Source organism: Pseudomonas imperatae (genome assembly GCF_057128625.1).
The window spans coordinates 48,927-73,227 of sequence record NZ_JBSKHP010000011.1 but is presented as its reverse complement, the minus strand read 5'-3'; the positions used below and the strand labels follow the sequence as shown (position 1 = coordinate 73,227).

Annotated in this window: 24 protein-coding genes; 19 read left to right on the top strand and 5 right to left on the bottom strand. The window is 64.4% G+C overall.

Annotated features, from left to right (window positions below):
- Positions 1–35 precede the first annotated feature (35 nt).
- The 4 genes from coaBC (at position 36) to argB (ending at position 5,181) form a co-directional block, all read left to right on the top strand.
- Positions 36–1,244 carry a bifunctional phosphopantothenoylcysteine decarboxylase/phosphopantothenate--cysteine ligase CoaBC gene (gene coaBC, locus ACWKWX_RS15550; RefSeq protein ID WP_416421826.1) on the top strand — a complete coding sequence of 403 codons (1,209 nt, stop codon included), beginning with the start codon at positions 36–38 and terminating at the stop codon, positions 1,242–1,244.
- 2 nt (positions 1,245–1,246) lie between these two features.
- Positions 1,247–1,702: a dUTP diphosphatase gene (gene dut, locus ACWKWX_RS15545; RefSeq protein WP_416421825.1), complete on the top strand. Its 456-nt coding sequence runs from the start codon at positions 1,247–1,249 to the stop codon at positions 1,700–1,702.
- 1,155 nt (positions 1,703–2,857) lie between these two features.
- The gene (locus ACWKWX_RS15540; protein ID WP_416427513.1) at positions 2,858–4,255 is read left to right on the top strand and encodes a phosphomannomutase/phosphoglucomutase; all 1,398 of its coding nucleotides are present in this window, start codon (positions 2,858–2,860) and stop codon (positions 4,253–4,255) included.
- A gap of 20 nt (positions 4,256–4,275) precedes the next feature.
- Entirely contained in the window at positions 4,276–5,181 is a 906-nt protein-coding gene (gene argB, locus ACWKWX_RS15535; RefSeq protein ID WP_008366823.1) for an acetylglutamate kinase, read from the top strand.
- Between the two features lie 40 nt (positions 5,182–5,221).
- Here argB and ACWKWX_RS15530 read toward each other — a convergent pair whose 3' ends face one another.
- Together ACWKWX_RS15530 and pyrE are read right to left on the bottom strand one after the other, a co-directional pair.
- A complete protein-coding gene (locus ACWKWX_RS15530) occupies positions 5,222–5,815 on the bottom strand; it encodes a DUF4124 domain-containing protein (protein ID WP_483828244.1) in 594 nt (197 codons plus the stop codon).
- A 13-nt stretch (positions 5,816–5,828) separates the two neighbouring features.
- Positions 5,829–6,470 (bottom strand): orotate phosphoribosyltransferase, encoded by a 642-nt coding sequence (gene pyrE, locus ACWKWX_RS15525; protein ID WP_416421823.1) that lies wholly within the window; start codon positions 6,468–6,470, stop codon positions 5,829–5,831.
- A gap of 80 nt (positions 6,471–6,550) precedes the next feature.
- Here pyrE and ACWKWX_RS15520 point away from each other — a divergent pair, with 80 nt between their 5' ends.
- Complete coding sequence (locus ACWKWX_RS15520) at positions 6,551–7,330, top strand: catabolite repression control protein Crc (protein WP_008366828.1); 780 nt, start codon at positions 6,551–6,553, stop codon at positions 7,328–7,330.
- Between the two features lie 126 nt (positions 7,331–7,456).
- Here ACWKWX_RS15520 and rph read toward each other — a convergent pair whose 3' ends face one another.
- Positions 7,457–8,179: a ribonuclease PH gene (rph, locus tag ACWKWX_RS15515; RefSeq protein ID WP_416421822.1), complete on the bottom strand. Its 723-nt coding sequence runs from the start codon at positions 8,177–8,179 to the stop codon at positions 7,457–7,459.
- A gap of 230 nt (positions 8,180–8,409) precedes the next feature.
- Between rph and ACWKWX_RS15510 the strand changes: the two genes are divergently transcribed.
- The 6 genes from ACWKWX_RS15510 to ACWKWX_RS15485 all read left to right on the top strand — a co-directional run bounded on the left by ACWKWX_RS15510 (position 8,410) and on the right by ACWKWX_RS15485 (position 13,709).
- Positions 8,410–9,273 (top strand): YicC/YloC family endoribonuclease, encoded by an 864-nt coding sequence (locus ACWKWX_RS15510; protein ID WP_473005052.1) that lies wholly within the window; start codon positions 8,410–8,412, stop codon positions 9,271–9,273.
- Positions 9,274–9,285: 12 nt separating this feature from the next.
- Positions 9,286–9,906: a guanylate kinase gene (gene gmk, locus ACWKWX_RS15505; protein WP_416421820.1), complete on the top strand. Its 621-nt coding sequence runs from the start codon at positions 9,286–9,288 to the stop codon at positions 9,904–9,906.
- 165 nt (positions 9,907–10,071) lie between these two features.
- Positions 10,072–10,335, top strand: a complete 264-nt coding sequence (gene rpoZ, locus ACWKWX_RS15500) for a DNA-directed RNA polymerase subunit omega (protein ID WP_003177259.1) — start codon at positions 10,072–10,074, stop codon at positions 10,333–10,335.
- 57 nt (positions 10,336–10,392) lie between these two features.
- Entirely contained in the window at positions 10,393–12,501 is a 2,109-nt protein-coding gene (spoT, locus tag ACWKWX_RS15495; RefSeq protein ID WP_416421819.1) for a bifunctional GTP diphosphokinase/guanosine-3',5'-bis pyrophosphate 3'-pyrophosphohydrolase, read from the top strand.
- A gap of 30 nt (positions 12,502–12,531) precedes the next feature.
- Entirely contained in the window at positions 12,532–12,912 is a 381-nt protein-coding gene (locus tag ACWKWX_RS15490; RefSeq protein WP_008366837.1) for a RidA family protein, read from the top strand.
- A gap of 59 nt (positions 12,913–12,971) precedes the next feature.
- Positions 12,972–13,709, top strand: coding sequence for a hypothetical protein (locus ACWKWX_RS15485; protein WP_416421818.1), 738 nt, complete (start codon positions 12,972–12,974; stop codon positions 13,707–13,709).
- Positions 13,710–13,796: 87 nt separating this feature from the next.
- On the opposite strand, the gene ACWKWX_RS15480 is transcribed toward ACWKWX_RS15485, so the two are convergent.
- Positions 13,797–14,654 carry an SDR family oxidoreductase gene (locus ACWKWX_RS15480; protein WP_483828243.1) on the bottom strand — a complete coding sequence of 286 codons (858 nt, stop codon included), beginning with the start codon at positions 14,652–14,654 and terminating at the stop codon, positions 13,797–13,799.
- Between the two features lie 190 nt (positions 14,655–14,844).
- Between ACWKWX_RS15480 and exbB the strand changes: the two genes are divergently transcribed.
- The 6 genes from exbB to ACWKWX_RS15450 all read left to right on the top strand — a co-directional run bounded on the left by exbB (position 14,845) and on the right by ACWKWX_RS15450 (position 21,603).
- On the top strand, positions 14,845–15,807 hold the full coding sequence (gene exbB, locus ACWKWX_RS15475; RefSeq protein WP_416421816.1) for a tonB-system energizer ExbB: 963 nt from the start codon (positions 14,845–14,847) through the stop codon (positions 15,805–15,807).
- Between the two features lie 3 nt (positions 15,808–15,810).
- Entirely contained in the window at positions 15,811–16,236 is a 426-nt protein-coding gene (exbD, locus tag ACWKWX_RS15470; protein ID WP_416421815.1) for a TonB system transport protein ExbD, read from the top strand.
- Positions 16,233–16,976: an energy transducer TonB gene (locus tag ACWKWX_RS15465; protein WP_416421814.1), complete on the top strand. Its 744-nt coding sequence runs from the start codon at positions 16,233–16,235 to the stop codon at positions 16,974–16,976. Before exbD ends, ACWKWX_RS15465 begins: the two co-directional genes overlap by 4 nt.
- A 93-nt stretch (positions 16,977–17,069) precedes the next feature.
- Positions 17,070–18,002 carry a hydrogen peroxide-inducible genes activator gene (locus ACWKWX_RS15460; protein ID WP_416421813.1) on the top strand — a complete coding sequence of 311 codons (933 nt, stop codon included), beginning with the start codon at positions 17,070–17,072 and terminating at the stop codon, positions 18,000–18,002.
- Positions 17,999–20,074 (top strand): ATP-dependent DNA helicase RecG, encoded by a 2,076-nt coding sequence (gene recG, locus ACWKWX_RS15455; RefSeq protein ID WP_473005049.1) that lies wholly within the window; start codon positions 17,999–18,001, stop codon positions 20,072–20,074. Before ACWKWX_RS15460 ends, recG begins: the two co-directional genes overlap by 4 nt.
- A gap of 128 nt (positions 20,075–20,202) precedes the next feature.
- The gene (locus ACWKWX_RS15450) at positions 20,203–21,603 is read left to right on the top strand and encodes an aminoacyl-tRNA deacylase and HDOD domain-containing protein (RefSeq protein WP_416421811.1); all 1,401 of its coding nucleotides are present in this window, start codon (positions 20,203–20,205) and stop codon (positions 21,601–21,603) included.
- Positions 21,604–21,637: 34 nt separating this feature from the next.
- Here ACWKWX_RS15450 and ACWKWX_RS15445 read toward each other — a convergent pair whose 3' ends face one another.
- Complete coding sequence (locus tag ACWKWX_RS15445) at positions 21,638–22,009, bottom strand: helicase (RefSeq protein WP_416421810.1); 372 nt, start codon at positions 22,007–22,009, stop codon at positions 21,638–21,640.
- A 357-nt stretch (positions 22,010–22,366) separates the two neighbouring features.
- On the opposite strand from ACWKWX_RS15445, the gene ACWKWX_RS15440 reads away from it, so the two are divergent.
- Both ACWKWX_RS15440 and ACWKWX_RS15435 read left to right on the top strand, forming a co-directional pair.
- Entirely contained in the window at positions 22,367–23,056 is a 690-nt protein-coding gene (locus ACWKWX_RS15440; RefSeq protein ID WP_483828242.1) for a GntR family transcriptional regulator, read from the top strand.
- A 74-nt stretch (positions 23,057–23,130) separates the two neighbouring features.
- A complete protein-coding gene (locus ACWKWX_RS15435; RefSeq protein ID WP_483828241.1) occupies positions 23,131–23,886 on the top strand; it encodes a thioesterase II family protein in 756 nt (251 codons plus the stop codon).
- Positions 23,887–24,301: the final 415 nt, after the last annotated feature.

Sequence of the window (24,301 nt, the reverse complement as noted above, 5' to 3'; positions counted from 1 at the left end):
CACCGAGCGTAATCACTGGATCTGAAGGCAGGCCTATGCAGCGGCTGTATCGAAAACGCATCGTTCTGGGCGTCGGCGGCGGCATCGCCGCCTACAAGAGCGCCGAGCTGGTTCGCAGGCTTCTCGACCAGGGCGCCGAAGTGCGCGTGGTCATGACCCGCGGCGGCGCCGAATTCATTACCCCGCTGACCATGCAGGCCCTGTCGGGCCACCCCGTGCACCTGGACCTGCTGGACCCGGCGGCCGAAGCCGCCATGGGCCACATCGAACTGGCCAAGTGGGCCGACCTGGTGCTGATCGCACCCGCTACCGCCGACCTGATCGCGCGCCTGGCCCAAGGCCTGGCCAACGACCTGCTGACCACCCTGGTGCTGGCCACCGACGCCACCGTGGCGCTGGCCCCGGCCATGAACCAGGCCATGTGGCGCGACCCGGCCACCCAGGCCAACCTGCAACTGCTGCAAAGCCGCGACATGAAAGTGTTCGGCCCTGCGGCCGGCAGCCAGGCCTGCGGCGACATCGGCCTGGGCCGCATGCTGGAAGCCACCGAGCTGGCCCAGTGCGCCGCCGACTGCTTCCAGCGCCAGGTGCTGACCGGCAAGCATGTGGTGATCACTGCCGGCCCCACCCAGGAAAACATCGACCCGGTGCGCTACATCACCAACCACAGCTCCGGCAAGATGGGCTTCGCCCTGGCCGAGGCCGCGGTGGAAGCCGGCGCCCGGGTGACGCTGATCAGCGGCCCGGTGCACCTGCCCACGCCGGACCGGGTCAACCGCATCGACGTGGTCAGCGCCCGCGACATGCTGGCCGCCTGCGAGGCCGCGATCCCCTGCGACGTGTTCATTGCCTCGGCTGCGGTGGCTGACTATCGCCCTGAGGTGGTTGCCGCACAGAAATTGAAGAAAGACCCTACAAACGGCGACGGCCTTCTCCTGCAAATGGTGCGCAACCCGGACATCCTGGCCACTATCGCCACGCGCCCGGACCGCCCCTTTAGCGTCGGCTTCGCCGCCGAGACCGAGCACCTGCTCGACTACGCCGCACGCAAGCTCAAAGACAAGAACCTCGACCTGATTGTCGCCAATGACGTGGCCAACCCCAGCATCGGCTTCAACAGCGAGGAAAACGCGGTCAGCCTGATTGACCGCGGGCTCAACACCACGGTGTTCAGCCAGACCAGCAAGGGCAAGATTGCCCGCCAGATCGTTTCCTTCATCGCCCAACGGCTCGACCAGGTTTAACCATGCACGCTTTGCAAGCCAAGATTCTCGACCCACGCATCGGCAGCGAATTCCCCCTGCCGCAGTACGCCACCCCCGGCTCCGCCGGCCTGGACCTGCGCGCCATGCTCAAGGAAGACACTGTCCTTGAGCCGGGCCAGACCCTGCTGATTCCTACCGGCCTGTCCATCTACATCGGCGACCCGGGCCTTGCGGCCATGATCCTGCCGCGCTCGGGCCTGGGCCACAAGCACGGTATCGTGCTGGGCAACCTGGTGGGCCTGATCGACTCCGACTACCAGGGCGAGCTGATGGTGTCGTGCTGGAACCGTGGCCAGACCGCCTTCAACATCGCCATCGGCGAGCGCATCGCCCAGCTGGTGCTGGTGCCGGTGGTTCAAGCTCACTTCGAACTGGTCGATACATTCGACGAAACCCAGCGCGGTGCTGGGGGGTTCGGCCACTCCGGCAGCCATTGACTACGCTGGAGTAACAGCGAAATCGCGGCCGGCTAGCCGAGCGTCAAAGGGAGATGCGCAGTGAACGATTTCACAGCTGGCGGCCAGGTCCGCGCCACTGACACCAGTGCGCCCCAGATCCGCAGCGCCCTGTGGGTGGCGGTGATGGGGCTGGCCGTGGCGACCGTGCTGGTAGGTCTTGGCCTGCCCAGCCCGTCGCCAGCCGCGCTGTACCGCTCGATGGCGCAGGTCGCCGCCAGCAACCAGGGCCTGGAACTGCAGAAGCAGGCGGCCATCCTGGTGGCGCAGACCGACAGTGCCACCCACCAGCAGGAAGTGCTGCACGCCACCCAGGCCACCGCGCAGCCCGGCGCCCTATTGGCCGCGCTGGACTACCTGCCCGGCCTGGTGGACGCCTACGCCGTCGCCCGCGGCCAGGCAGCGCTGGACAACAACCGCCCCTCGCCGGTCAATTTCGTCAGCCTGGACCTGATTCGCCAGGTCGAGGCCGGCGCGCGGCCGCTGCTGCAGGCGCAGAAAGTCGGCGAGCGCTGGCTGGTATACAGCCTGGCGCCCATCCATGACGCAAGCGGCACCACCGTGCTGGGCACCCTGCTGCTGAGTTTCGACCTCGGTGCCCTGACCACGGCATTCGCGGCCCTGCCCGCCGATTTCGGCGAAGTGGAGCTGCAGCAACGCTTTGACCAGGGCGCGGCGCAGAGCCTGTTCAAGACCGGCACCGCGGTGCTGGACGACCATTACCCGGTCACCGCCGGCAACTGGACCCTGGTCTTCACCCCCGGCACTCTGTTCAAGCCGGCGCTGCAGTGGCGCAGCCTGGTGTTCTGGCCCCTGGCCCTGCTGCTTGCCATCGGCGGCGCCTGGCTGGCCCTGGGCATGCTGGCCCGGCGCCTGCGCGAGCAACTGGCGGGCGATGCCCGGCAATTGACCCAGCTGATCCAAGAACTCTCGGGCGGAAAAGCCGTCAAAGCCTTCAGCCTGAGCCTGCCAGAGCTCAACGTGGTGGCGGCAAGCCTCGCCCGGCTGTCGCTGCAGGGTAATCGCCACGCCTCGCCAGCCGTGCCTGCGATGCCACTGCCCACGGACACCGGCCTGCTCGAACCAGCGCTTCCCACGCACGACCAGGCCCCCAAGAACATGGAGCCCCGCAACCCAATGAATGGCCAAGCGCACGTCGCCCCCCGGCTTCCCGAGAGCATTTTCCGCGCCTACGACATCCGCGGTGTGTTCGGCGACACCCTGACCGCCGAGGCCGCCTACTGGATCGGCCGCGCCATCGGCTCGCAGAGCCTGGCCCAGGGCGAGCCCAACGTGGCCGTGGGCCGCGATGGCCGGCTGTCCGGCCCGGTGCTGGTGCAACAGCTGATCCAGGGCATCGCCGACTGCGGCTGCCACGTCACCGACGTCGGCCTGGTGCCGACCCCGGCGCTCTACTTCGCCGCCAACGTGCTGGCCGGCAAGTCCGGCGTGATGCTGACCGGCAGCCACAACCCGCGCGACTACAACGGTTTCAAGATCGTCATCGCCGGCGACACCCTCGCCAACGAGCAGATCCTGGCCCTGCACCAGCGCCTGAAGGACAACGACCTGGCCAGCGGCCAGGGCACGGTCGAGCAGGTCGAGATACTGGACCGCTATGTACAGCGCATCCGCGACGACATCGTCCTGGCACGTCGGCTGAAGGTGGTGGTGGACTGCGGCAACGGCGCCGCCGGCGTCATCGCCCCGCAGCTGATCGAAGCGCTGGGCTGCGAGGTCATCCCGCTGTTCTGCGAAGTGGACGGCAACTTCCCCAACCATCACCCCGACCCGGGCAAGCTCGAGAACCTCGAGGACCTGATTGCCAAGGTGCGCGAGACCGGCGCCGACCTGGGCCTGGCCTTCGACGGCGACGGCGACCGCGTGGGCGTGGTGACCAACACCGGCACCGTGGTGTACCCCGACCGCCTGCTGATGCTGTTTGCAAGGGACGTGGTGGCCCGCAACCCGGGCGCCGACGTGATCTTCGACGTCAAGTGCAGCCGCCGCCTCAGCCCGCTGATCAGCAGCTACGGCGGCCGCCCCGTCATGTGGAAGACCGGCCACTCGCTGATCAAGAAGCACATGAAGCTCACCGGCGCGCTGCTGGCGGGCGAGATGAGTGGGCACATCTTCTTCAAGGAGCGCTGGTACGGCTTCGACGACGGCATCTACAGCGCCGCGCGGCTGCTGGAGATCCTCAGCCAGGGCAAAGACAGCGCCGAAGCGCTGTTCGCGGCCTTCCCGAACGATATTTCTACCCCCGAACTCAATATACATGTGACCGACGAGGGTAAATTCAGCATCATTGATGCTCTGCAACGCGACGCACACTGGGGCGACGCCAACCTGACCACCATCGACGGTGTGCGGGTGGACTATCCCAAGGGCTGGGGGCTGGTACGCGCCTCCAACACCACACCTGTGCTGGTGCTGCGTTTCGAGGCCGACGACCAAGCGGAACTCGAGCGCATCCAGGACGTTTTCCGCGCAGAGCTGCAAAAAATCGCCCCTGATCTCCAATTACCGTTCTGATTGTTTCACTGGAGCCCTGCATGACCCTCGAACGTGATGCCGCCACCAACGTCGCCAAGGTACTGTCCGAAGCGCTGCCCTACATCCGCCGCTTCGTCGGCAAGACGCTGGTGATCAAGTACGGCGGCAACGCCATGGAGAGCGAAGAGCTCAAGACCGGCTTTGCCCGCGACATCGTGCTGATGAAGGCCGTGGGCATCAACCCGGTGGTCGTCCACGGTGGTGGCCCGCAGATCGGTGACCTGCTCAACCGCCTGTCGATCAAGAGCGAGTTCATCGACGGCATGCGCGTCACTGACGCCCAGACCATGGACGTGGTGGAAATGGTCCTCGGTGGCCAGGTGAACAAGGACATCGTCAACCTGATCAACCGCCACGGCGGCAGCGCCATCGGCCTGACCGGCAAGGACGCGGAGCTGATCCGCGCGAAAAAGCTGCAGGTCACCCGCCAGACGCCTGAAATGACCAAGCCGGAAATCATCGACATCGGCCACGTTGGCGAAGTGGTAGGGGTGAACACCGACCTGCTGAACATGCTGGTGAAGGGCGACTTCATTCCGGTGATCGCGCCGATCGGCGTGGGCCCGGACGGCGAGTCCTACAACATCAACGCTGACCTGGTGGCCGGCAAGGTCGCCGAGGCGCTGAAGGCCGAGAAGCTGATGCTGCTGACCAACATCGCCGGCCTGATGGACAAGCAGGGCAACGTGCTGACCGGCCTGAACACCGAACAGGTGAACGCGCTGATCGCCGACGGCACCATCTACGGCGGCATGCTGCCCAAGATCCGTTGCGCGCTGGAAGCGGTGCAGGGCGGCGTGACCAGCTCGCACATCATCGATGGCCGCGTGCCCAACGCCACCCTGCTGGAAATCTTCACCGATATCGGCATGGGCACCATGATCAGCAACCGCAAGCGTCATTGATTGCCACCTGACGCGGCCGCCAGGCCGCGTCAGGCTCCGCTCAATTCCCCAACAGCTTCGCCAACCGCGCCCGGTCCCGGGCAAACTGCTGGTCGATCTGCTGCCGCGTGGCCTGGTAGTTGACGATCCGCGCGCTGACATCCGCACGCTGGCCCTCGATGGCCTTCATCTGCTCCAGCAGCTCCTGCGGCACCGGCTGGCCGTTGCGCTCCAGCTCCGCCGCCTGCGCCTGCAAACTGTTGCGCTGCCCTTGCATGGTCACCAGGTTGCCATTCGCGATCGCCACCATGCCATCGATCTCGGCAAGGCGCTGCGCCCTGGCACGGTCGAGTTCACTGAGGCTGGGGTAGAGATGCAGCAGTTGGTTGTCTGCCGCCGCCTGGGCGCTGGCCGCCTGCTGCTGGCGCAATTCGTCGGCGCTGGGGGCGGGCGGCACGGTCTGCACCACGCGGCCCTGGGCGTTGAGCACTTCATAGCCCTTGCCGACGTATTCGGGCGGCACGCCCTGGCGGTCCAGCACGGTCACCCCGTGGCTGTCCACGTAGCGGTAGAACACCAGCGGCGGGCCGTCGGCAGCCCACGCGGGCGAGGCCGCCAGCGCCGCCAGCAGGCAGCACGTGGCGAAACCTCGCACGGCAATCACCCAGTCAGATACCGAACTGGGCGCGGTAGGCCTGCACGGCCGGCAGGTGTTGCTTGAGCTCGGCGTCGTCGGCCAGGAACTCCAGCACCTGGTCCAGGGACACGATGCTGACCACTGGAATGCCGAAGTCACGTTCCACTTCCTGGATCGCCGACAGCTCGCCGTTGCCGCGCTCCTGGCGGTTCAAGGCGATCAGCACGCCGGCAGCCTTGGCATTCTGGGCAGTGATGATCTGCATCACTTCGCGAATGGCGGTGCCTGCAGTGATCACGTCGTCGATGATCAGGATGTCGCCTTCCAGCGGCGAGCCCACCAGGCTGCCACCTTCGCCGTGATCCTTGGCTTCCTTGCGGTTGAAGCACCACGGAATATCGATGCCATGGTGCTCGGCCAGCTGCACTGCGGTGGCCGCTGCCAGGGGAATACCCTTGTAGGCTGGGCCAAACAGCACGTCGAAGGCGATGCCGCTTTCAACCACGGCGGCCGCGTAGTATTTACCCAGCTGGGCCAGGGCAGTACCGCTGTTGAACAGGCCGGCATTGAAGAAATAAGGACTGGTGCGCCCGGATTTCAGGGTGAACTCACCGAAACGCAGTACCCCGCGATCGATGGCAAAACGAATGAAGTCGCGTTGATAGGCGTGCATAAAAAGTCCCGAATACCACGGCTTTAGCTAATTGAGTTGAGCTCGGGTATCATACACGCACGAGATTTTTGGGGCCATTTATGCGGATCATCAGTGTGAACGTTAATGGTATTCATGCCGCAGTCGAGCGTGGTTTGCTCAGTTGGCTGCAGGCACAGAATGCCGACGTCATCTGCCTGCAGGATACTCGTGCCTCCGCCTTTGAACTGGACGATCCAGCCTTCCAACTGGATGGCTACTTCCTTTATGCCTGCGATGCCGAAGTGCCCACCCAAGGTGGCGTGGCACTTTACTCGCGGTTGCAACCCAAGGCGGTAATCAGCGGCCTCGGCTTCGAGACAGCCGACCGCTACGGGCGCTACCTGCAAGCAGACTTCGACAAATTGAGCATCGCCACCCTGCTGTTGCCTTCGGGCCAGAATGGCGATGAAGACTTGAACCAGAAGTTCAAGTTGATGGACGACTTCGGCAAGTACCTGGACAAGCAGCGCCGCAAGCGCCGCGAGTACATCTACTGCGGCTCGCTGTATGTGGCGCAGCAGAAGCTGGACATCAAGAACTGGCGCGACAGCCAGCAGTCGCCCGGCTTCCTGGCGCCAGAACGTGCCTGGATGGACGAGATCGTTGGCAACATGGGCTACGTGGATGCCCTGCGCGAAGTCAGCCGCGAAGGCGACCAGTACAGCTGGTGGCCCGATAACGAACAGGCCGAGATGCTCAACCTGGGCTGGCGCTTCGACTACCAGCTGCTGACCCCAGGCCTGCGGCGCTTCGTGCGCAGCGCTCGCCTGCCACGCCAGCCGCGCTTCTCCCAGCATGCCCCGTTCATCGTGGACTATGACTGGACCTTGACCATCTGAATGGTCGAGGCGCAAAAAAGCCGACCCTTGGGTCGGCTTTTTTGTGTGCGGCTTTTGTGGGAGCTGGCTTGCCAGCGAGCTTTTGACCTCGAAAAGCTCGCTGGCAAGCCAGCTCCCACAGGCTATTTAATCAGCCAACGCGGCTTGCTGCAGCTCGAACAGCTCGACCATGCCTTTCTGCGCCAACGCCAGCATGGCGTTCAGCTCGGCAGGCTGGAACGGCGCGCCTTCGGCGGTGCCCTGCACTTCGATGAAGCCGCCTGCGCTGGTCATCACCACGTTCAGGTCGGTCTCGGCAGCCGAGTCTTCCAGATAGTCCAGGTCCAGCACCGGCTCGCCCTGGTACATGCCCACAGACACGGCGGAGATCATGTGCTTGAGTGGGTCGCCGCCTTTCAGGCCGCCACGTTTCTTGATCACTTTCAGCGCGTCGACCAGGGCCACCATGGCACCGGTGATGGACGCGGTGCGGGTGCCGCCGTCGGCCTGGATCACGTCGCAGTCGACGTACAGGGTGACGTCGCCCAGCTTGGACATGTCCAGGGCTGCGCGCAGCGAACGGCCGATCAGGCGCTGGATTTCCAGGGTGCGGCCGCCTTGCTTGCCCTTGCTCGCTTCGCGCTGGTTACGCTCGCCGGTGGCACGCGGCAGCATGCCGTACTCGGCGGTCAACCAACCCTGGCCCTGACCCTTCAGGAAGCGCGGCACGCCATTCTCGACGCTGACCGTGCAGATAACCTTGGTGTCACCGAACTCGACCAGTACAGACCCTTCGGCGTGCTTGGTGTAGTTGCGGGTGATGCGGATCGAGCGGAGCTGATCGGCAGCGCGACCACTTGGACGTTTCATCTGGGATACCTGTACTGAGGAACGAAAACTGCCGAGCATTATAAGACCTGTGGTCATTTAATGCCCGACTTGAGTTGCAACACCATGGCGCGCAGGTGTGGGGAAACATTTTTCGGCCAGACGGTCGACATGCTGTAACAGCAATGGTTTGGGCGCCGACGCACCGGTGCGCTACAATCCTGCGCCTTTGCAGCCGTACGGCTTTCATTCCCTTTCTGCGAGGTACTCCCATGGTGCACAGCATGACCGCCTTCGCCCGCGTCGAACGGGCGGGCACCCAGGGGACCCTCAGCTGGGAATTGCGCTCGGTCAACCACCGCTACCTGGAACCGCACCTGCGCCTGCCCGAAGCCTTCCGCGACCTGGAAATCGCCGTGCGCGAAGCACTGCGCCAGGGCATCTCGCGCGGCAAGGTGGAATGCACCCTGCGTTTTTGCGAGGTGAACAGCGGCAAGCCGCTGCAGGTCGACCGCGAGCGCGCCGCGCAGCTGGTGGCCGCCGCCGAGACCGTCGCCAGCCTGATCAAGCAGCCCGCCGCGCTCAACCCGCTGGAAGTGCTGGGCTGGCCCGGCGTGCTGGTGGCCGACGCCGCCGACCCGCAGGCGCTGAACCAGGAAGCCATCGAGCTGTTCAACGAAGCGCTCAAGGAACTCAAGGCCGGCCGCGACCGCGAAGGGGCCGAACTGGCCCGGCTGATCAACGACCGCCTCGACGCCATGGCCACCGAGGTCAAGACCCTGCGCAGCCAGGTGCCACACATGCTGGCCGTGCAGCGCCAGAAGATCCTCGATCGCTTCGCCGACATGCAGGCCGAGCTCGACCCCCAGCGCCTGGAGCAGGAAATGGTGCTGCTGGCGCAGAAGAGCGATGTCGCCGAGGAGCTGGACCGCCTCAGCACCCACGTCACCGAGGTGCGGCGCGTGCTCAAGGCTGGCGGCGCGGCAGGCCGGCGCCTGGACTTCCTGATGCAGGAACTCAACCGCGAAGCAAACACACTGGGCTCCAAGGCCTTCGACCCGCGCAGCACCCAGGCTGCGGTCAACCTCAAGGTGTTGATCGAGCAGATGCGTGAACAAGTGCAGAATATTGAGTAAGGCAACCGCAGAATGAACCACAGCACCGGCACCCTGTACATCGTTTCCGCCCCTTCGGGCGCGGGCAAGACCAGCCTGGTCAATGCGCTGATCAACGCGCAGCCGAACATTCGTGTCTCGGTCTCGCACACCACCCGCGCCATGCGCCCGGGCGAGGTGAACGGCGTGAACTACCACTTCGTCGATCGTGCCGAGTTCGTGCGCATGATCGAGCACGGCGACTTCCTGGAGCAGGCCGAAGTGTTCGGCAACCTCTACGGCACCTCGCAGAGCACCCTGCAGCAGACCCTGGACGAAGGCCACGACCTGATCCTGGAAATCGACTGGCAGGGCGCCCAGCAGGTGCGCAAGCTGATGCCGGCGGCGCGTTCCATCTTCATCCTGCCGCCAACCCAGCAGGCCCTGCGCCAGCGCCTGACCAATCGTGGCCAGGACAGTGACGAGATCATCGACGGGCGCATGCGCGAAGCCGTCAGCGAGATGAGCCACTACGTCGAATACGACTACCTGGTGATCAACGACGATTTCGCCACCGCGCTGGACGACCTGAAGGCGATTTTCCGCGCCAATACCCTGGAGCAAGCCCAGCAACAGGGTCGTTTTACCGATCTATTGAGTCAATTACTGGCTTGAATGAAGCTTTCCGCGCTGCGATAGGTTACCGTTGAGGTGTCTACGCAGCGCCCTGGCGAGCTGTTTGAAAATCAGCGCTTCCCTAAACGCTGGTGATTTTTTAAACTATCGAGTCCGCTCGCCCATCCGGGCTGCGCGCATACTGCATTTGCTACGAGGAAGACCATGGCCCGCGTAACCGTTGAAGACTGTCTAGAACACGTGGAAAACCGCTTTGAGCTGGTCATGCTCTCTACCAAGCGTGCCCGTCAACTGGCCACCGGCGGCAAAGAGCCCCTGGTCCAGTGGGAAAACGACAAGCCTACCGTTGTGGCCCTGCGCGAAATCGCCGAAGGCCTGATGAGCTACGAGTTCATCGCCAACGCCGAAATCGTCGAGGACGAACCGCTGTTCGCAGCGTTCGAGGACGAGTCCAACGAGGCCGTCTAAGCCTATGCCTGGTCGACGTAGCACGGCGCGGGAACACAGCCTACGGCAGGAGTCATCATGCCGAGCATAGACGCCCTCGCCGATCGCTTATCGACCTACCTCGGTGCCGACCAGGTCAACCTGGTCCGCCGGGCGTACTTCTACGCCGAACAAGCCCACGACGGCCAACGCCGCCGCAGCGGCGAGCCTTACGTCACGCATCCGCTGGCGGTGGCAAACATTCTTGCCGACATGCACATGGACCATCAGAGCCTGATGGCGGCCATGCTGCATGACGTGATCGAAGACACCGGCATCGCCAAGGAAGCCCTCAGCTCGCAGTTTGGCGAGACCGTGGCGGAACTGGTGGATGGGGTCAGCAAGCTGACCCAGATGAACTTCGAGACCAAGGCCGAGGCCCAGGCCGAAAACTTCCAGAAAATGGCCATGGCCATGGCACGCGACATTCGCGTGATCCTGGTCAAGCTGGCCGACCGCCTGCACAACATGCGTACCCTGGAAGTGCTGTCCGGCGAAAAACGCCGGCGCATCGCCAAGGAAACCCTGGAAATCTACGCCCCCATCGCCAACCGGCTAGGCATGCACAACGTGCGCGTGGAATTCGAGGACCTGGGCTTCAAGGCCATGTACCCCATGCGCTCCGCGCGCATCTACCAGGCGGTGAAGCGCGCCCGCGGCAACCGCAAGGAAATCGTCCAGAAGATCGAGCAGTCCCTGAGCCATTGCCTGGCCGTGGACGGTATCGAGGGCGACGTCAGCGGCCGCCAGAAGCACATCTATGGCATCTACAAGAAGATGCGCGGCAAGCGCCGCGCCTTCAACGAGATCATGGACGTGTACGCCTTCCGCATCGTGGTGGACAAGGTCGACACCTGCTACCGCGTGCTCGGCGCCGTGCATAATTTGTACAAACCGCTGCCTGGGCGCTTCAAGGATTACATCGCGATCCCCAAGGCCAACGGCTACCAGTCGCTGCACACCACGCTGTTCGGCATGCACGGCGTACCGATCGAGATCCAGATCCGTACCCGTGAAATGGAAGAGATGGCCAACAACGGCATCGCCGCCCATTGGTTGTACAAGTCCAGCGACGACGAACAGCCCAAGGGTACCCATGCCCGGGCCCGCCAGTGGGTCAAGGGCGTGCTGGAAATGCAGCAACGTGCCGGCAACTCCCTGGAATTCATCGAAAGCGTGAAAATCGACCTGTTCCCGGACGAGGTCTACGTGTTCACGCCCAAGGGTCGCATCATGGAGCTGCCGAAAGGCTCCACGGCCGTCGACTTCGCCTACGCGGTGCACACCGACGTGGGCAACAGCTGCATCGCCTGCCGCATCAACCGCCGCCTGGCGCCGCTGTCCGAACCGCTGCAAAGCGGCTCCACGGTGGAAATCGTCAGCGCGCCGGGCGCACGGCCGAACCCGGCCTGGCTCAATTTCGTGGTTACCGGCAAGGCGCGCACGCACATTCGCCACGCGCTGAAGCTGCAGCGCCGCTCCGAGTCCATCAGCCTGGGCGAGCGCCTGCTGAACAAGGTGCTCAACGGCTTCGACAGCGCCCTGGAAAACATTCCCGCTGAACGTGTGCACGCCATGCTGGCCGAATACCGCCTGGAGCAGATCGAAGACCTGCTCGAGGACATCGGTTTGGGCAACCGCATGGCCTACGTGGTGGCGCGCCGCCTGCTGGCCAGCGAAGGCGAGCAATTGCCCAGCCCGGAAGGCCCGCTGGCCATCCGCGGCACCGAAGGCCTGGTGCTCAGCTACGCCAAGTGCTGCACGCCGATCCCGGGCGACCCTATCGTCGGCCACCTGTCGGCGGGCAAGGGCATGGTCGTGCACCTGGAAAACTGCCGCAATATCAGTGAAATCCGCCACAACCCGGAAAAGTGCATCCAGCTTTCCTGGGCCAAGGACGTCACGGGCGAATTCAATGTCGAGCTGCGCGTGGAGCTCGAGCACCAGCGCGGCCTGATTGCCCTGCTGGCCAGCAGCGTCAACGCCGCCGATGGCAATATCGAGAAGATCAGCATGGACGAGCGCGATGGTCGCATCAGCGTGGTCCAGTTGGTCGTCAGCGTGCACGACCGCGTGCACCTGGCTCGCGTGATCAAGAAACTGCGGGCGCTGACCGGCGTCATCCGTATCACGCGGATGCGTGCGTAACGCGGCCTTCCCCCTGCCAAGGAGTCATCAATGACCAAGACCGTTATCACCAGCGACAAGGCCCCGGCCGCCATCGGCACCTACTCCCAGGCCATCAAGGCGGGCAACACCGTCTACATGTCCGGGCAGATCCCGCTGGACCCGAAAACCATGGAACTGGTGGAAGGTTTCGAAGCCCAGACCGTACAGGTCTTCGAAAACCTGAAGGCCGTGGCCGAAGCAGCCGGCGGTTCGTTCAAGGACATCGTCAAGCTGAACATCTTCCTGACCGACCTGAGCCACTTCGCCAAGGTCAACGAGGTAATGGGCCGCTACTTCGAGCAGCCATACCCAGCCCGCGCCGCCATCGGCGTGGCCGCACTGCCACGCGGTGCACAGGTTGAAATGGACGCCATCCTGGTCGTCGAGTAAACCGAGTACGGCGAAGCGCCAGGCGCTTCGCCTTTCCCCTCCCCGGAAGGATTCCCTACATGCGCCACGCGCTTGTCCTGCCGTTGCTGGCCGCGCTACTGAGCGGCTGCGCCAGTCACAGCAATGTCGACCCCAGCGGGGTCTGGATCAACCAGAAAGCCATCGATACCGCCGCCAAGGGCCAAGGCCTGCGCGACGCCCTGGGCGCCAACGGCCCGGTGCTGGAATGGCAGCTCAACAGCAAGGCTGGCCAGGTCAGCTTCAGCAACGGCTTCGAACGCGCCCAGGGCAACCTGCAGCCGTTGGGCAAAGGCAAATGGGCGGCCGATTTCCAGGGCCACCAGCAGCTGCAACTGACTACCGATGACGACGAGCTGATCCTGGCGGCCAGCCAGTCGGGCCCCAAGCAGGTGTTCGTCAAGCCCAAGACCAGCGTCGACCCTGGCGCCCCACTGGGCAGCAGCTTCGAGCAGGCGCTGTATGCCGCCTACCTGGGTGGCGAATGGAAGATCGTCGAAGGCGCCGGCGAAGGCGGCGTGGTGCATTTCATGGCCAACGGCCAACTGGCCGGCTTCCCCAACGCCGACCGCTATGCCCTGTGCCTGGCGGGCGACTGCGCGACCATGACCGGCGATGCCGACAGCATGTGGATCGAGCTGAACAAGCAAGGCGCGCCGTACATCTTCAAGCGTGACGGCAAGCAGCTGGAAATCTTCGAGGTGGTCAACCAGGCCCAGGCCGACGAGATGCCCAGCTTCAAGGCCGGCGCCCGCCGCTGGCTGCTAAAGAAGCAATAACCCCCTTCCCGTAGCAGCTGCCGCAGGCGGCGTCCCGCGGTGAGCCTGCCTAACCGCGGCGCCCATGACGCGGCCTAAGGGCCGCTGCTACAGGGGAGTGGAGAGGATGGCTTCGTACCCCTCGCGGTAGCTGGGGTACTGCGGCACCCACCCCAACGCCCGGGCCCGGGCATTGCTGCAGCGCTTGTTGCCGTTGCGGCGCACGCTGGCCTCCTCCGCCCAACCCTGCACGCCCAGGCGCGCCCGCAACCACTCCACCACCTCGGCCAACGGCGCCGGCTTGTCGTCCACGCCCAGGTAGCAACTGGCTACCGGTTCGCCCTGCACATCCTGCTGCAACAGAAACGCCAACAGCCCGGCGGCATCGTCGCTGTGGATGCGGTTGCCGAACAGCGCAGGCTCGTGGGCTACCCGATAGCCTTGGCGTACCTGCTCCAGCAGCCGCTCGCGGCCGGGGCCGTAAATGCCGGTCAGGCGCACGATAGTGGCCGGCCAGCCGCTGACCCGGGCCACCTGCTCGGCTTGCAGCATCAAGCGACCGGAATACCCTGTGGGCTCGGTGGGTGAATATTCGTCGATCCACTCTCCACCCGATTGCGCATACACGCTGCTGCTGGACACGAATACCAGCCGCTGGGGCGCCTGGCGGTTGTCCTTGAGCCAAGCCACCACCCGGGTCAGCCCGTCGACGTAAGCCGCCTGATACCCGGCCTCGTCATGCTGGCTGGCCGCCACGCAGTACACCACGTAGTCGATGGGCCCCTGGGGCCAGCCCGCCGGGCATTGCTCCACGGCCAGGTCGCCGGCCACCGGCAGCACGCCCTGGGGCAGCCTGGCCACCTGCCGGCGCATCCCGTGGACCTGCCAATTGAGCGCGAGCAACTGCCTGGCCAGGCGGCCGCCGACATCGCCACATCCAATGATCAAAACGCTTGGCACGGGCATTTCCTTACTCCTGAATCAACGCTGCACACTGCTCTGGATACCACAATAGCGACAAATTGCAGGAAAAAAATCCAGCGTATCGCTTTTGTTAACAAGAATTACTTGCAATAATAACGGCCCATTTTGTTCTCGGCCCGCTCTCGAGGCCTGGAAGGACATCCACTCCTTACTCCTCTAAGGTCCGGCCAGCATGACTCCTAATCGCCCTAGCGTTTCGCCCTCTCGTACACGCCCTTGGCGCGGTATTGCCGCCCTGATGATCGGCCTGGCCCTGACCCCGGCGGCCTTCGCCGACGAACCGGCTGCCCAGGCCCACCAGGCCGCGCCGGCCGCCGCCGTTGCCGCGCCAGCGCCTGCCGCTGCGGACACCACTGCCCTGCCAGCCGCCACTGACGCACAGCCTGCCGACGACGCCGCAGCCGAGCCTGTCGTTGAAACCGGCTTCGGCCTGGGCCACGACCTGTCGCCGTGGGGCATGTTCCAGAACGCTGACATCATCGTGAAGATCGTGATGATCGGCCTGGCCATCGCCTCCATCATCACCTGGACCATCTGGATCGCCAAAGGCTTCGAGCTGCTGGGCGCCAAGCGCCGCCTGCGTGGCGAGATCGCCCAGCTGAAGAAGGCCACCACGCTTGCCGCTGCCAGCGAAACCGCCAGCAAGTCCGGCACCCTGGCCCACCTGCTGGTGCACGACGCCCTGGAAGAGATGCACCTGTCGGCCAACGCCCGTGAAAAGGAAGGCATCAAGGAGCGCGTGAGCTTCCGCCTGGAGCGCCTGGTTGCCGCCTGCGGCCGCAACATGAGCAACGGCACCGGCGTGCTGGCCACCATCGGTTCCACCGCGCCGTTCGTCGGCCTGTTCGGCACCGTGTGGGGCATCATGAACAGCTTCATCGGCATCGCCAAGACCCAGACCACCAACCTGGCCGTGGTTGCCCCCGGCATCGCCGAAGCCCTGCTGGCCACCGCCCTGGGCCTGGTTGCCGCTATTCCAGCGGTAGTGATCTACAACGTCTTCGCCCGCTCCATCGCCGGCTACAAGGCCCAGGTTTCCGACGCATCCGCCCAGGTACTGCTGCTGGTCAGCCGTGACCTGGACCACCAGCCAGGCGAGCGCAGCGCTTCGCCACACATGGTGAAGGTGGGTTAATCCATGGGTCTGCACCTGAACGAAGGTGGCGACGACCTCGCCGAGAACCACGAAATCAACGTCACGCCCTTCATTGACGTGATGCTGGTGCTGCTGATCATCTTCATGGTCGCAGCCCCCCTGGCCACCGTTGACATCAAGGTAGACCTGCCCGCCTCCACGGCGAAGCCGGCACCGCGACCGGAAAAGCCACTGTTCCTCAGCGTCAAGGCCGACCAGAGCCTGTACCTGGGCGACGACAAGATCGACCGCGCCCAACTGGGCCCGGTGCTCGATGCCAAGACCAAGGGCAAGAAGGACACCACGATCTTCTTCCAGGCTGACAAGAGCGTCGACTACGGCGACCTGATGGACGTGATGAACGCCCTGCGCGGCGCCGGCTACCTGAAGGTTGGCCTGGTAGGCCTTGAGACGGTAGGGAAGAAATGATCACGACGCGCCATAAGCTGACGCGTTACGGCGGTAGCCTGGCGGTGGTGCTGGGGGTGCATGCCCTGGCCATCGCCCTGGCGCTGAACTGGCACGCCGCGCCACCACCGGAGTTGCCGCCCATGGCAATGATGGTGGAAATGGCGCCAGTGCCGGAAGTGGCGCCGCCACCACCGCCCAAGGTGATCACGCCGCCCACGCCGCCAACCCCGGTAGAGGAACTGCCACTGCCCAAGCTGGCCGAGGCGCCCAAGCCGACGATCGCGATTCCCAAGCAGGAAAAGCCAAAACCCAAGCCCAAGCCACAGCCGCCCAAGCCTGAGAAGAAGCCGGAACCGCCGCAGGAAACGCCACCTTCGGAGAAGGTCGTCGACACCGCCCCGGCGAAGGACTCTGCGCCCAAGGCCCCCGTGGCCCAGCCGCAGATGCCGTCCAACAGCAACGCGCTGCCCAACTGGCAGGGTGACCTGTTGCGCCACCTGGCCAAGTACAAGAAGTACCCCGAGGACGCTCGCCGCCGTGGCATGCAGGGCGTGAACCGCCTGCGCTTCGTGGTGGACGCCGAGGGCAAGGTGCTGTCGTACGAGCTGGCCGGTGGTTCGGGCAGCGCAGCGCTGGACCGCGCGACCCTGGACATGATCCGTCGGGCACAGCCGTTGCCGCCGCCGCCCAAGGAGCTGCTGAACAACGGCAGCCTGGAAGTGGTTGCGCCGTTCGTCTACTCGCTGGACAAAAGATGAATATCTGTTTCTGACATACAGATGCAACCTTGATAACGTGCGTCTATCGATTGCAGCCGCTATGCTGGGCCCGCAACTTCATGGACGCACGTTATGACTCTCACAGAATTGCGCTACATCGTCACCCTCGCCCAGGAGCAGCACTTTGGCCACGCCGCCGAGCGTTGCCATGTCAGCCAGCCGACCTTGTCGGTGGGGGTCAAGAAACTCGAAGATGAACTGGGTGTGCTTATTTTCGAGCGCAGCAAGAGCGCCGTGCGCCTGACCCCGGTTGGCGAGGGCATCGTCGCCCAGGCCCAGAAGGTCCTTGAACAGGCCCAGGGCATCCGCGAGCTGGCCCAGGCCGGCAAGAACCAGCTGACCGCGCCCCTGAAGGTCGGTGCCATCTACACCGTCGGCCCGTACCTGTTCCCGCACCTCATCCCGCAACTGCACCGGGTCGCCCCGCAGATGCCGTTGTACATCGAGGAAAACTTCACCCACATCCTGCGCGACAAGCTGCGCAATGGCGAACTGGACGCAGTGATCATCGCCCTGCCGTTCAACGAGGCCGATGTGCTGACGCTGCCGCTGTACGACGAGCCGTTCTACGTGCTGATGCCCGCTGGCCACCCGTGGACGCAGAAAGAGACCATCGACTCGTCGCTGCTCAACGACAAGAGCCTGCTGTTGCTGGGCGAAGGCCACTGCTTCCGCGACCAGGTGCTCGAAGCCTGCCCGACCCTGGTGAAGGGCACCGAAGGCGCCAAGCACACCACGGTGGAATCCAGCTCGCTGGAAACCATCCGCCACATGGTCGCGTCCGGCCTGGGCGTGTCGATCCTGCCGTTGTCGGCGGTGCACAGCCACCACTACGCCCCCGGCGTGATCGACGTGCGCCCGCTCACCCCGCCGTCGCCGTTCCGCACCGTGGCCATCGCCTGGCGCGCCAGCTTCCCGCGGCCCAAGGCCATCGAGATCCTCGCTGACTCCATCCGCCTGTGCTCCGTGGCCAAGCCGACGCCGTTGAGCAAAGTCGCCACATGACCGAGCTGTCCAAGGTAGCGGTCACCGCCCTCAAGGGCATTGGCGAGGCCATGGCCGAAAAGCTCACCAAGGTGGGCCTGGAAAATCTTCAGGACGTGCTGTTCCACCTGCCCCTGCGCTATCAGGACCGCACCCGCGTAGTCCCCATCGGGGCCCTGCGCCCGGGCCAGGACGCAGTGATCGAAGGCGTGGTCAGCGGCGCCGACGTGGCCATGGGCAAGCGCCGCAGCCTGCTGGTGCGCCTGGGTGACGGCACCGGTTCGCTGAGCCTGCGCTTCTACCATTTCAGCAACGCGCAGAAAGAAGCCCTGAAGCGCGGCACCCACCTGCGCTGCTACGGCGAAGCCAGGCCTGGTGCCTCGGGGCTGGAGATCTACCACCCCGAATACCGCGCCCTTACCGGCGACGAGCCGGCGCCGGTGGAACAGACGCTGACGCCCATCTACCCCACCACCGAAGGCCTGACCCAGGCCCGGCTGCGGCAGCTGTCGCAACAGGCCCTGGCCATGCTCGGCCCGCGCAGCCTGCCCGACTGGCTGCCCGCCGAGCTTGCCCGCGAGCACCAACTGGCGCCGCTGGACGAGGCCATCCGCTACCTGCACCACCCGCCGCCCGATGCCGACCTGGAAGAGCTGGCCGTGGGGCACCATTGGGCCCAGCACCGCCTGGCCTTCGAGGAACTGCTGACCCACCAGCTGTCCCAGGCACGCCTGCGTGACAGCCTGCGGGCCCTGCGCGCGCCCGCGCTGCCCGTGGCCAAGCGGCTGCCCAAGCAGTACCTGGCCAACCTGGGCTTCGCCCCTACCGGCGCGCAGCAACGGGTGGGCAAGGAAATCGCCTACGACCTCAGCCAGCGCGAGCCCATGCTGCGCCTGGTGCAGGGTGACGTGGGCGCGGGCAAGACCGTGGTCGCGGCGCTGGCCGCCTTGCAGGCGCTGGAAGCCGGTTACCAGGTGGCGCTGATGGCCCCCACGGAAATCCTTGCCGAACAGCATTTCATCACCTTCAAGCGCTGGCTCGAACCGCTGGGCATCGAAGTGGCCTGGCTAGCCGGCAAGCTCAAGGGCAAGGCGCGGGTCGCCGCCCTGGAACAGATCGCGGCCGGTGCGCCCATGGTGGTCGGCACCCACGCGCTGTTCCAGGACGAGGTGAAGTTTGCCAACCTGGCGCTGGTGATCATCGACGAACAGCACCGCTTTGGCGTGCAGCAGCGCCTGGCCCTGCGCCAGAAGGGCGTGGGCGGGCGCATGTGCCCGCACCAGCTGATCATGACCGCCACGCCCATCCCGCGCACCCTGGCCATGAGCGCCTATGCCGACCTGGACACCTCGGTGCTCGACGAACTGCCACCCGGCCGCACCCCGGTGAACACCGTGCTGGTGGCCGACAGCCGGCGCCTGGAAGTGGTCGAACGGGTACGCGCTGCCTGCGCCGAAGGCCGCCAGGCGTATTGGGTGTGCACCCTGATCGAAGAGTCCGAGGAGCTGACCTGCCAGGCGGCCGAAACTACTTTCGAAGAACTGACCAGCGCCCTGGGCGAATTGCGCGTGGGGCTGATCCACGGGCGCATGAAACCGGCGGAAAAAGCCGAGATCATGGCGCAGTTCAAGGCCGGCGAGCTGCAATTGCTGGTGGCTACCACGGTGATCGAGGTCGGCGTGGACGTGCCTAACTCCAGCCTGATGATCATCGAGAACCCCGAGCGTCTGGGCCTGGCGCAATTGCACCAGCTGCGCGGCCGGGTAGGCCGTGGCAGCGCAGTCAGTCACTGCGTGCTGCTGTATCACCCGCCCCTGTCGCAGATCGGCCGCGAGCGCCTGGGTATCATGCGCGAAACAAACGATGGCTTCGTCATCGCCGAGAAAGACCTGCAGCTGCGCGGGCCCGGCGAGATGCTCGGTACCCGCCAGACCGGTTTGCTACAGTTCAAGGTGGCGGACCTGATGCGTGATGCCGACCTGCTGCCAGCCGTACGGGATGCGGCCCAGACCTTGCTTGCGCAATGGCCTGCGCACGTCGACCCGCTACTGGAACGCTGGCTGAGGCACGGCCAGCAATACGGACAGGTTTAGGAACGCGTCCACCGCGGCTATTTCGCCGCGGTTGCGACGTAACGCTCAAAAAAGACTTGGCACGATGGATCCAGCAGCGCCTGCAAGCTGGGTATACTGTCGGCCATGTAGGAATATGGATACAGACCATGACTGAAGTTGCCCTGGACACCGCAACCCCCCACACCCCGTCTGTCATTCACGATATGCTGGGAAAGCTGGTCATCAGCTATCGCGAGGTGCTCGACCACCCGCAGCTGGACCCTGCGCGCAAGGTCCAGGCAGTGCTGCTCAACGATGCCGTTGGCGCGCTCATGGTGCTGTTCCCGCAGAACCAGCTGCTGGACCTGAACCGTCTGGCCGAGTTGACCGGGCGCCGGCTCACCGCCGTGCCGCTTGATCGCCTGGACAAGATGCTGGCCAAGCACGACCTCAAGCAGCTGCCCGGCCTGCCGGCACTCACCAGCTCGCCTTGCTTGTACGACGAACGGCTGCTGGACGCCAGCGACCTGCTGATCAATTCAGGCCAGCCGGGCCTGCTGCTGGAAATCACGCGCGACGATTTCCGCAAGATGCTCAACAAGGCCAGCGCCGGCAACTTCGGCGAGCCGCTGGGCAGCATCCGCCCCAACCTCGACCGCCCCCACGACGACCGCCAGGAAATCACCCAGGCGGTGCAGGCGTTTACCGCGCGGCGCATCCAGCAACGCCTGGAAGCCACCATCGAGATCCCGCCGCTGGCGGAAACCGCGCAGAAAATCATCAAGCTGCGCGTGGACCCCAACGCCACCATCGACGACATCACCGGCGTAGTGGAGACCGACCCGGCCCTGGCCGCGCAAGTGGTCAGCTGGGCGGCTTCGCCGTACTACGCGTCGCCGGGCAAGATCCGCTCGGTGGAAGACGCCATCGTGCGCGTGCTGGGCTTCGACCTGGTGATCAACCTGGCGCTGGGCCTGGCCCTGGGCAAGACCCTGAGCCTGCCCAAGGACCAGCCGCAACACGCTACGCCATACTGGCAGCAGTCGATCTACACCGCTGCGGTGATCGAAGGCCTGACCCGCGCCATCCCGCGGGCGCAGCGCCCCGAAACCGGGCTGACCTACCTGGCCGGCCTGCTGCACAACTTCGGCTACCTGCTGCTGGCCCACGTGTTCCCGCCGCACTTCTCGCTGATCTGCCGCCACCTGGAGGTCAACCCGCACCTGTGCCACAGCTACGTGGAACAGCACCTGCTGGGCATCACCCGCGAGCAGATCGGCGCCTGGCTGATGCGCTTCTGGGACATGCCCGAGGAACTGGCCAGCGCCCTGCGCTTCCAGCACGACCCCAGCTACGACGGTGATTACGCCCAGTACCCGAACCTGGTGTGCCTGGCAGTGCGCCTGCTGCGCAGCCGCGGCATCGGCTCGGGCGCCGACGAAGGCATTCCCGACGAGCTGCTGGAGCGCCTGGGGCTGAGCCGCGAAAAGGCCGAGGAAGTGGTCAGCAAGGTGCTGGACGCCGAGGTACTGCTGCGCGAACTGGCTTCGCAGTTCAACCACCACTGACCGCGGGGGAGCCGGCTTGCCGGCTCCCCCGGGCTTATTTCTTCTTCGGTTTCAGGTATTTCATGATGCCCTGGAACCAGATCACCAGCGCCGGGTTGCCCTTGATCTGGATGGTCTTGTCCTGGATACCCTGCATGAACGCCAGCTGCTTGTTCTTGGCCTGCAGGGTCTCATAGCCGAAGGCGGCGTCCTTGAAGGCGATGGCGAACGCCGGGTCGGCCACGGTGCCGCCCTTGCTGGTCACGCGCATGTCCTTGACGATGAAATGCCGGGCCACCTTGCCGTCCAGGGTCTGCAGCTGGAACACCAAGTCGCGGTCCTTGAGCTGCTGGCTGAAAGCGGGGTTGGTGCGGCTGGCCCGGGCCATCAACATGCCCATGGCCCAGAGCAGAAAGCGAAACTTCATGTACGCGCCTCGGAAAAATCATCAATAGGGTACGCAGCAGTGTACCGCTATCGCCGCACGGCACCACTACAAAATCATTTTTTAACGATTTTGCCCGCCAAACAAGGTTTTTAGACGCCATATCGGCGAATTATCGGGCTGTCTAAGCAGGCAACACACTGGGCGATTCGCCACCTTTCAAAGTCGAGAAAACTCCGTCACGATAACAAACTAGAACGTGACGGTACGTTTTCAGCCTGTACGAATCAGACCGTACAAAAAAACCATCTGGCCACTCGTTTGACAGCAACACCGGGGCCCACTAGCTTCTATTGGATCCTTTACACATTGCGTTACATTTATGCAGGTAGCCCGATCGTGACAGCCAAAAAGTCGTTGAGCTCCATTCTGGGCACCGAGCAGGTTCCAGCCCACCTGGCTCGGTCAGTTATCGAGGAGAAGCTGCGCAGCGCCATATTGGACGGCCGACTACCCGCGGGCATGGCAGTACGCCAACAGGAGCTGGCCACGCTGTTCGGCGTCAGCCGCATGCCGGTGCGTGAAGCCTTGCGCCAGCTGGAAGCGCAGTCACTGCTCAAGGTGGTCATGCACAAGGGTGCAGTGGTGGCGCCACTGATCGGCGAAGACGCCGTGGACACCTACAACCTGCGCCTGCTGCTGGAAACCGAGGCACTGCGCCAGTCGGTGCCCAACCTGACCGAAGCGCACATCGCCGAAGCGCGCCATTACATCGATCAGCTCGACACTGAGACCAACCTCAGCGAGCTGGGCCGCCTGAACCGCCTGTTTCACCTCTCCTTGTATGCCGGCTCCAGCAACCGCAAGCTGCTGCGGCTGATTGAGCAGGAGCTGAACGAGGAAGAACGTTTCCTGCGCTTCCACCTGTCGTCCATGGGTTTGGGCAAACCCACCCAGGATGATCACATTGAACTGGTGGATGCCGTGCAGGACCGCGACGTCGAACGTGCGATCACCGTGCTGCAACGGCACCTGAACAACGCATCCGCAACCATCCGGCATTATCTCGACACTCGCCAGCCGGATTGAACGGGCGCCGCGCCCAGGGAGGCGGCGCGGCCCCGGTAAGACATGCCCGGCACGGCCCGGGTGGGGGAAAGGCCGTGCACGTTCAAAACAACCCATGGTTGATGGTCGCCAATTCCGGGCAGCCCACGCTGATGCGCCTGATCTGCTTCTCATGCGCGGGCGCCGACCCGGCGCAGCTGTTGCAGTTGGCCGAGGACCTCGAAGACCACATCGAGCTGGTCACGGTTTGCCTGCCCGGCCACGGCGCACGGGCCGACGAACCGGCCCTGGAAGACTGGCCGCGGTTGCTTGAACAGACCTTCGCCCAGCTCAAGCCGCTGCTGGCCGAGCCCCACGCCATGTTCGGCCATTGCCTGGGCGGCAGCATCGCCTACGAAATCGCCAAGCGGGCCATCCGCGCCTTCCCTCGCCAGACCCGCCACCTGTTCATCGCCGCCTGCCGCAGCCCCGATACTTCCCCACGCACTCCGTTGCTGCATCAATTGCCTGGCCGGCAATTATTCCAGGCCCTCGAAGCCCTGAACGCCATTACCTCCCAACAATCGTCCGACCCTCACTTTGTCGCCCAGGTCGAACCCATGCTGCGCCGCGACCTGCAACTGGCTGAATCCTGGTCGGACACGGTCGGGCATTCGCTGCAAGTGCCACTGACGGCCCTGTACGGCAGTGAAGACCCATTGGAACCCATGGCCAACATGCTGCCGTGGCAAGGTTTTACCGCGCGCGAATTCGAGCTGATCGAGCTGCCGGGCGACCATTTCTTCGTACACAGCCAGCGCCAGCGTCTGCTACATATCATCAATACCCATCTGGGCCTGCTCAGCGCCTGACTCTCCGCTTGCTTACCTCCTGTAATCGCCCCCTGATGGCAATCTGACCATTTAACGCCACTCTTTGCCTTGGCCCCAGGGCCGTGACCAGCCCATACAAACTATGGGCCGCCGACAGTCACCCATGCAGGAGCAACGCGCGCCGGGCTTGTCCCTCGACTAAATAAATCCCCCCATCTCAAAACTTAGAGTGCTCCGAGTGATGCATTCACTCGCTGTTATTGATTTTGACCGTAAAACGTTGAAAGGGGAGCGCTTGCGCCTCTAAAACTGGCGACGCCGGTTTTAGCGCAACCCTATTGTTTTTAAAATCATAACCAGTTGTTTTTTAACGATTTTATTTGAACAAAAACAACTTCATGGTCTAGCGTTGAAAGGACTGAAGGGCAGCATTCAACAGCACCCATTTAGCCAA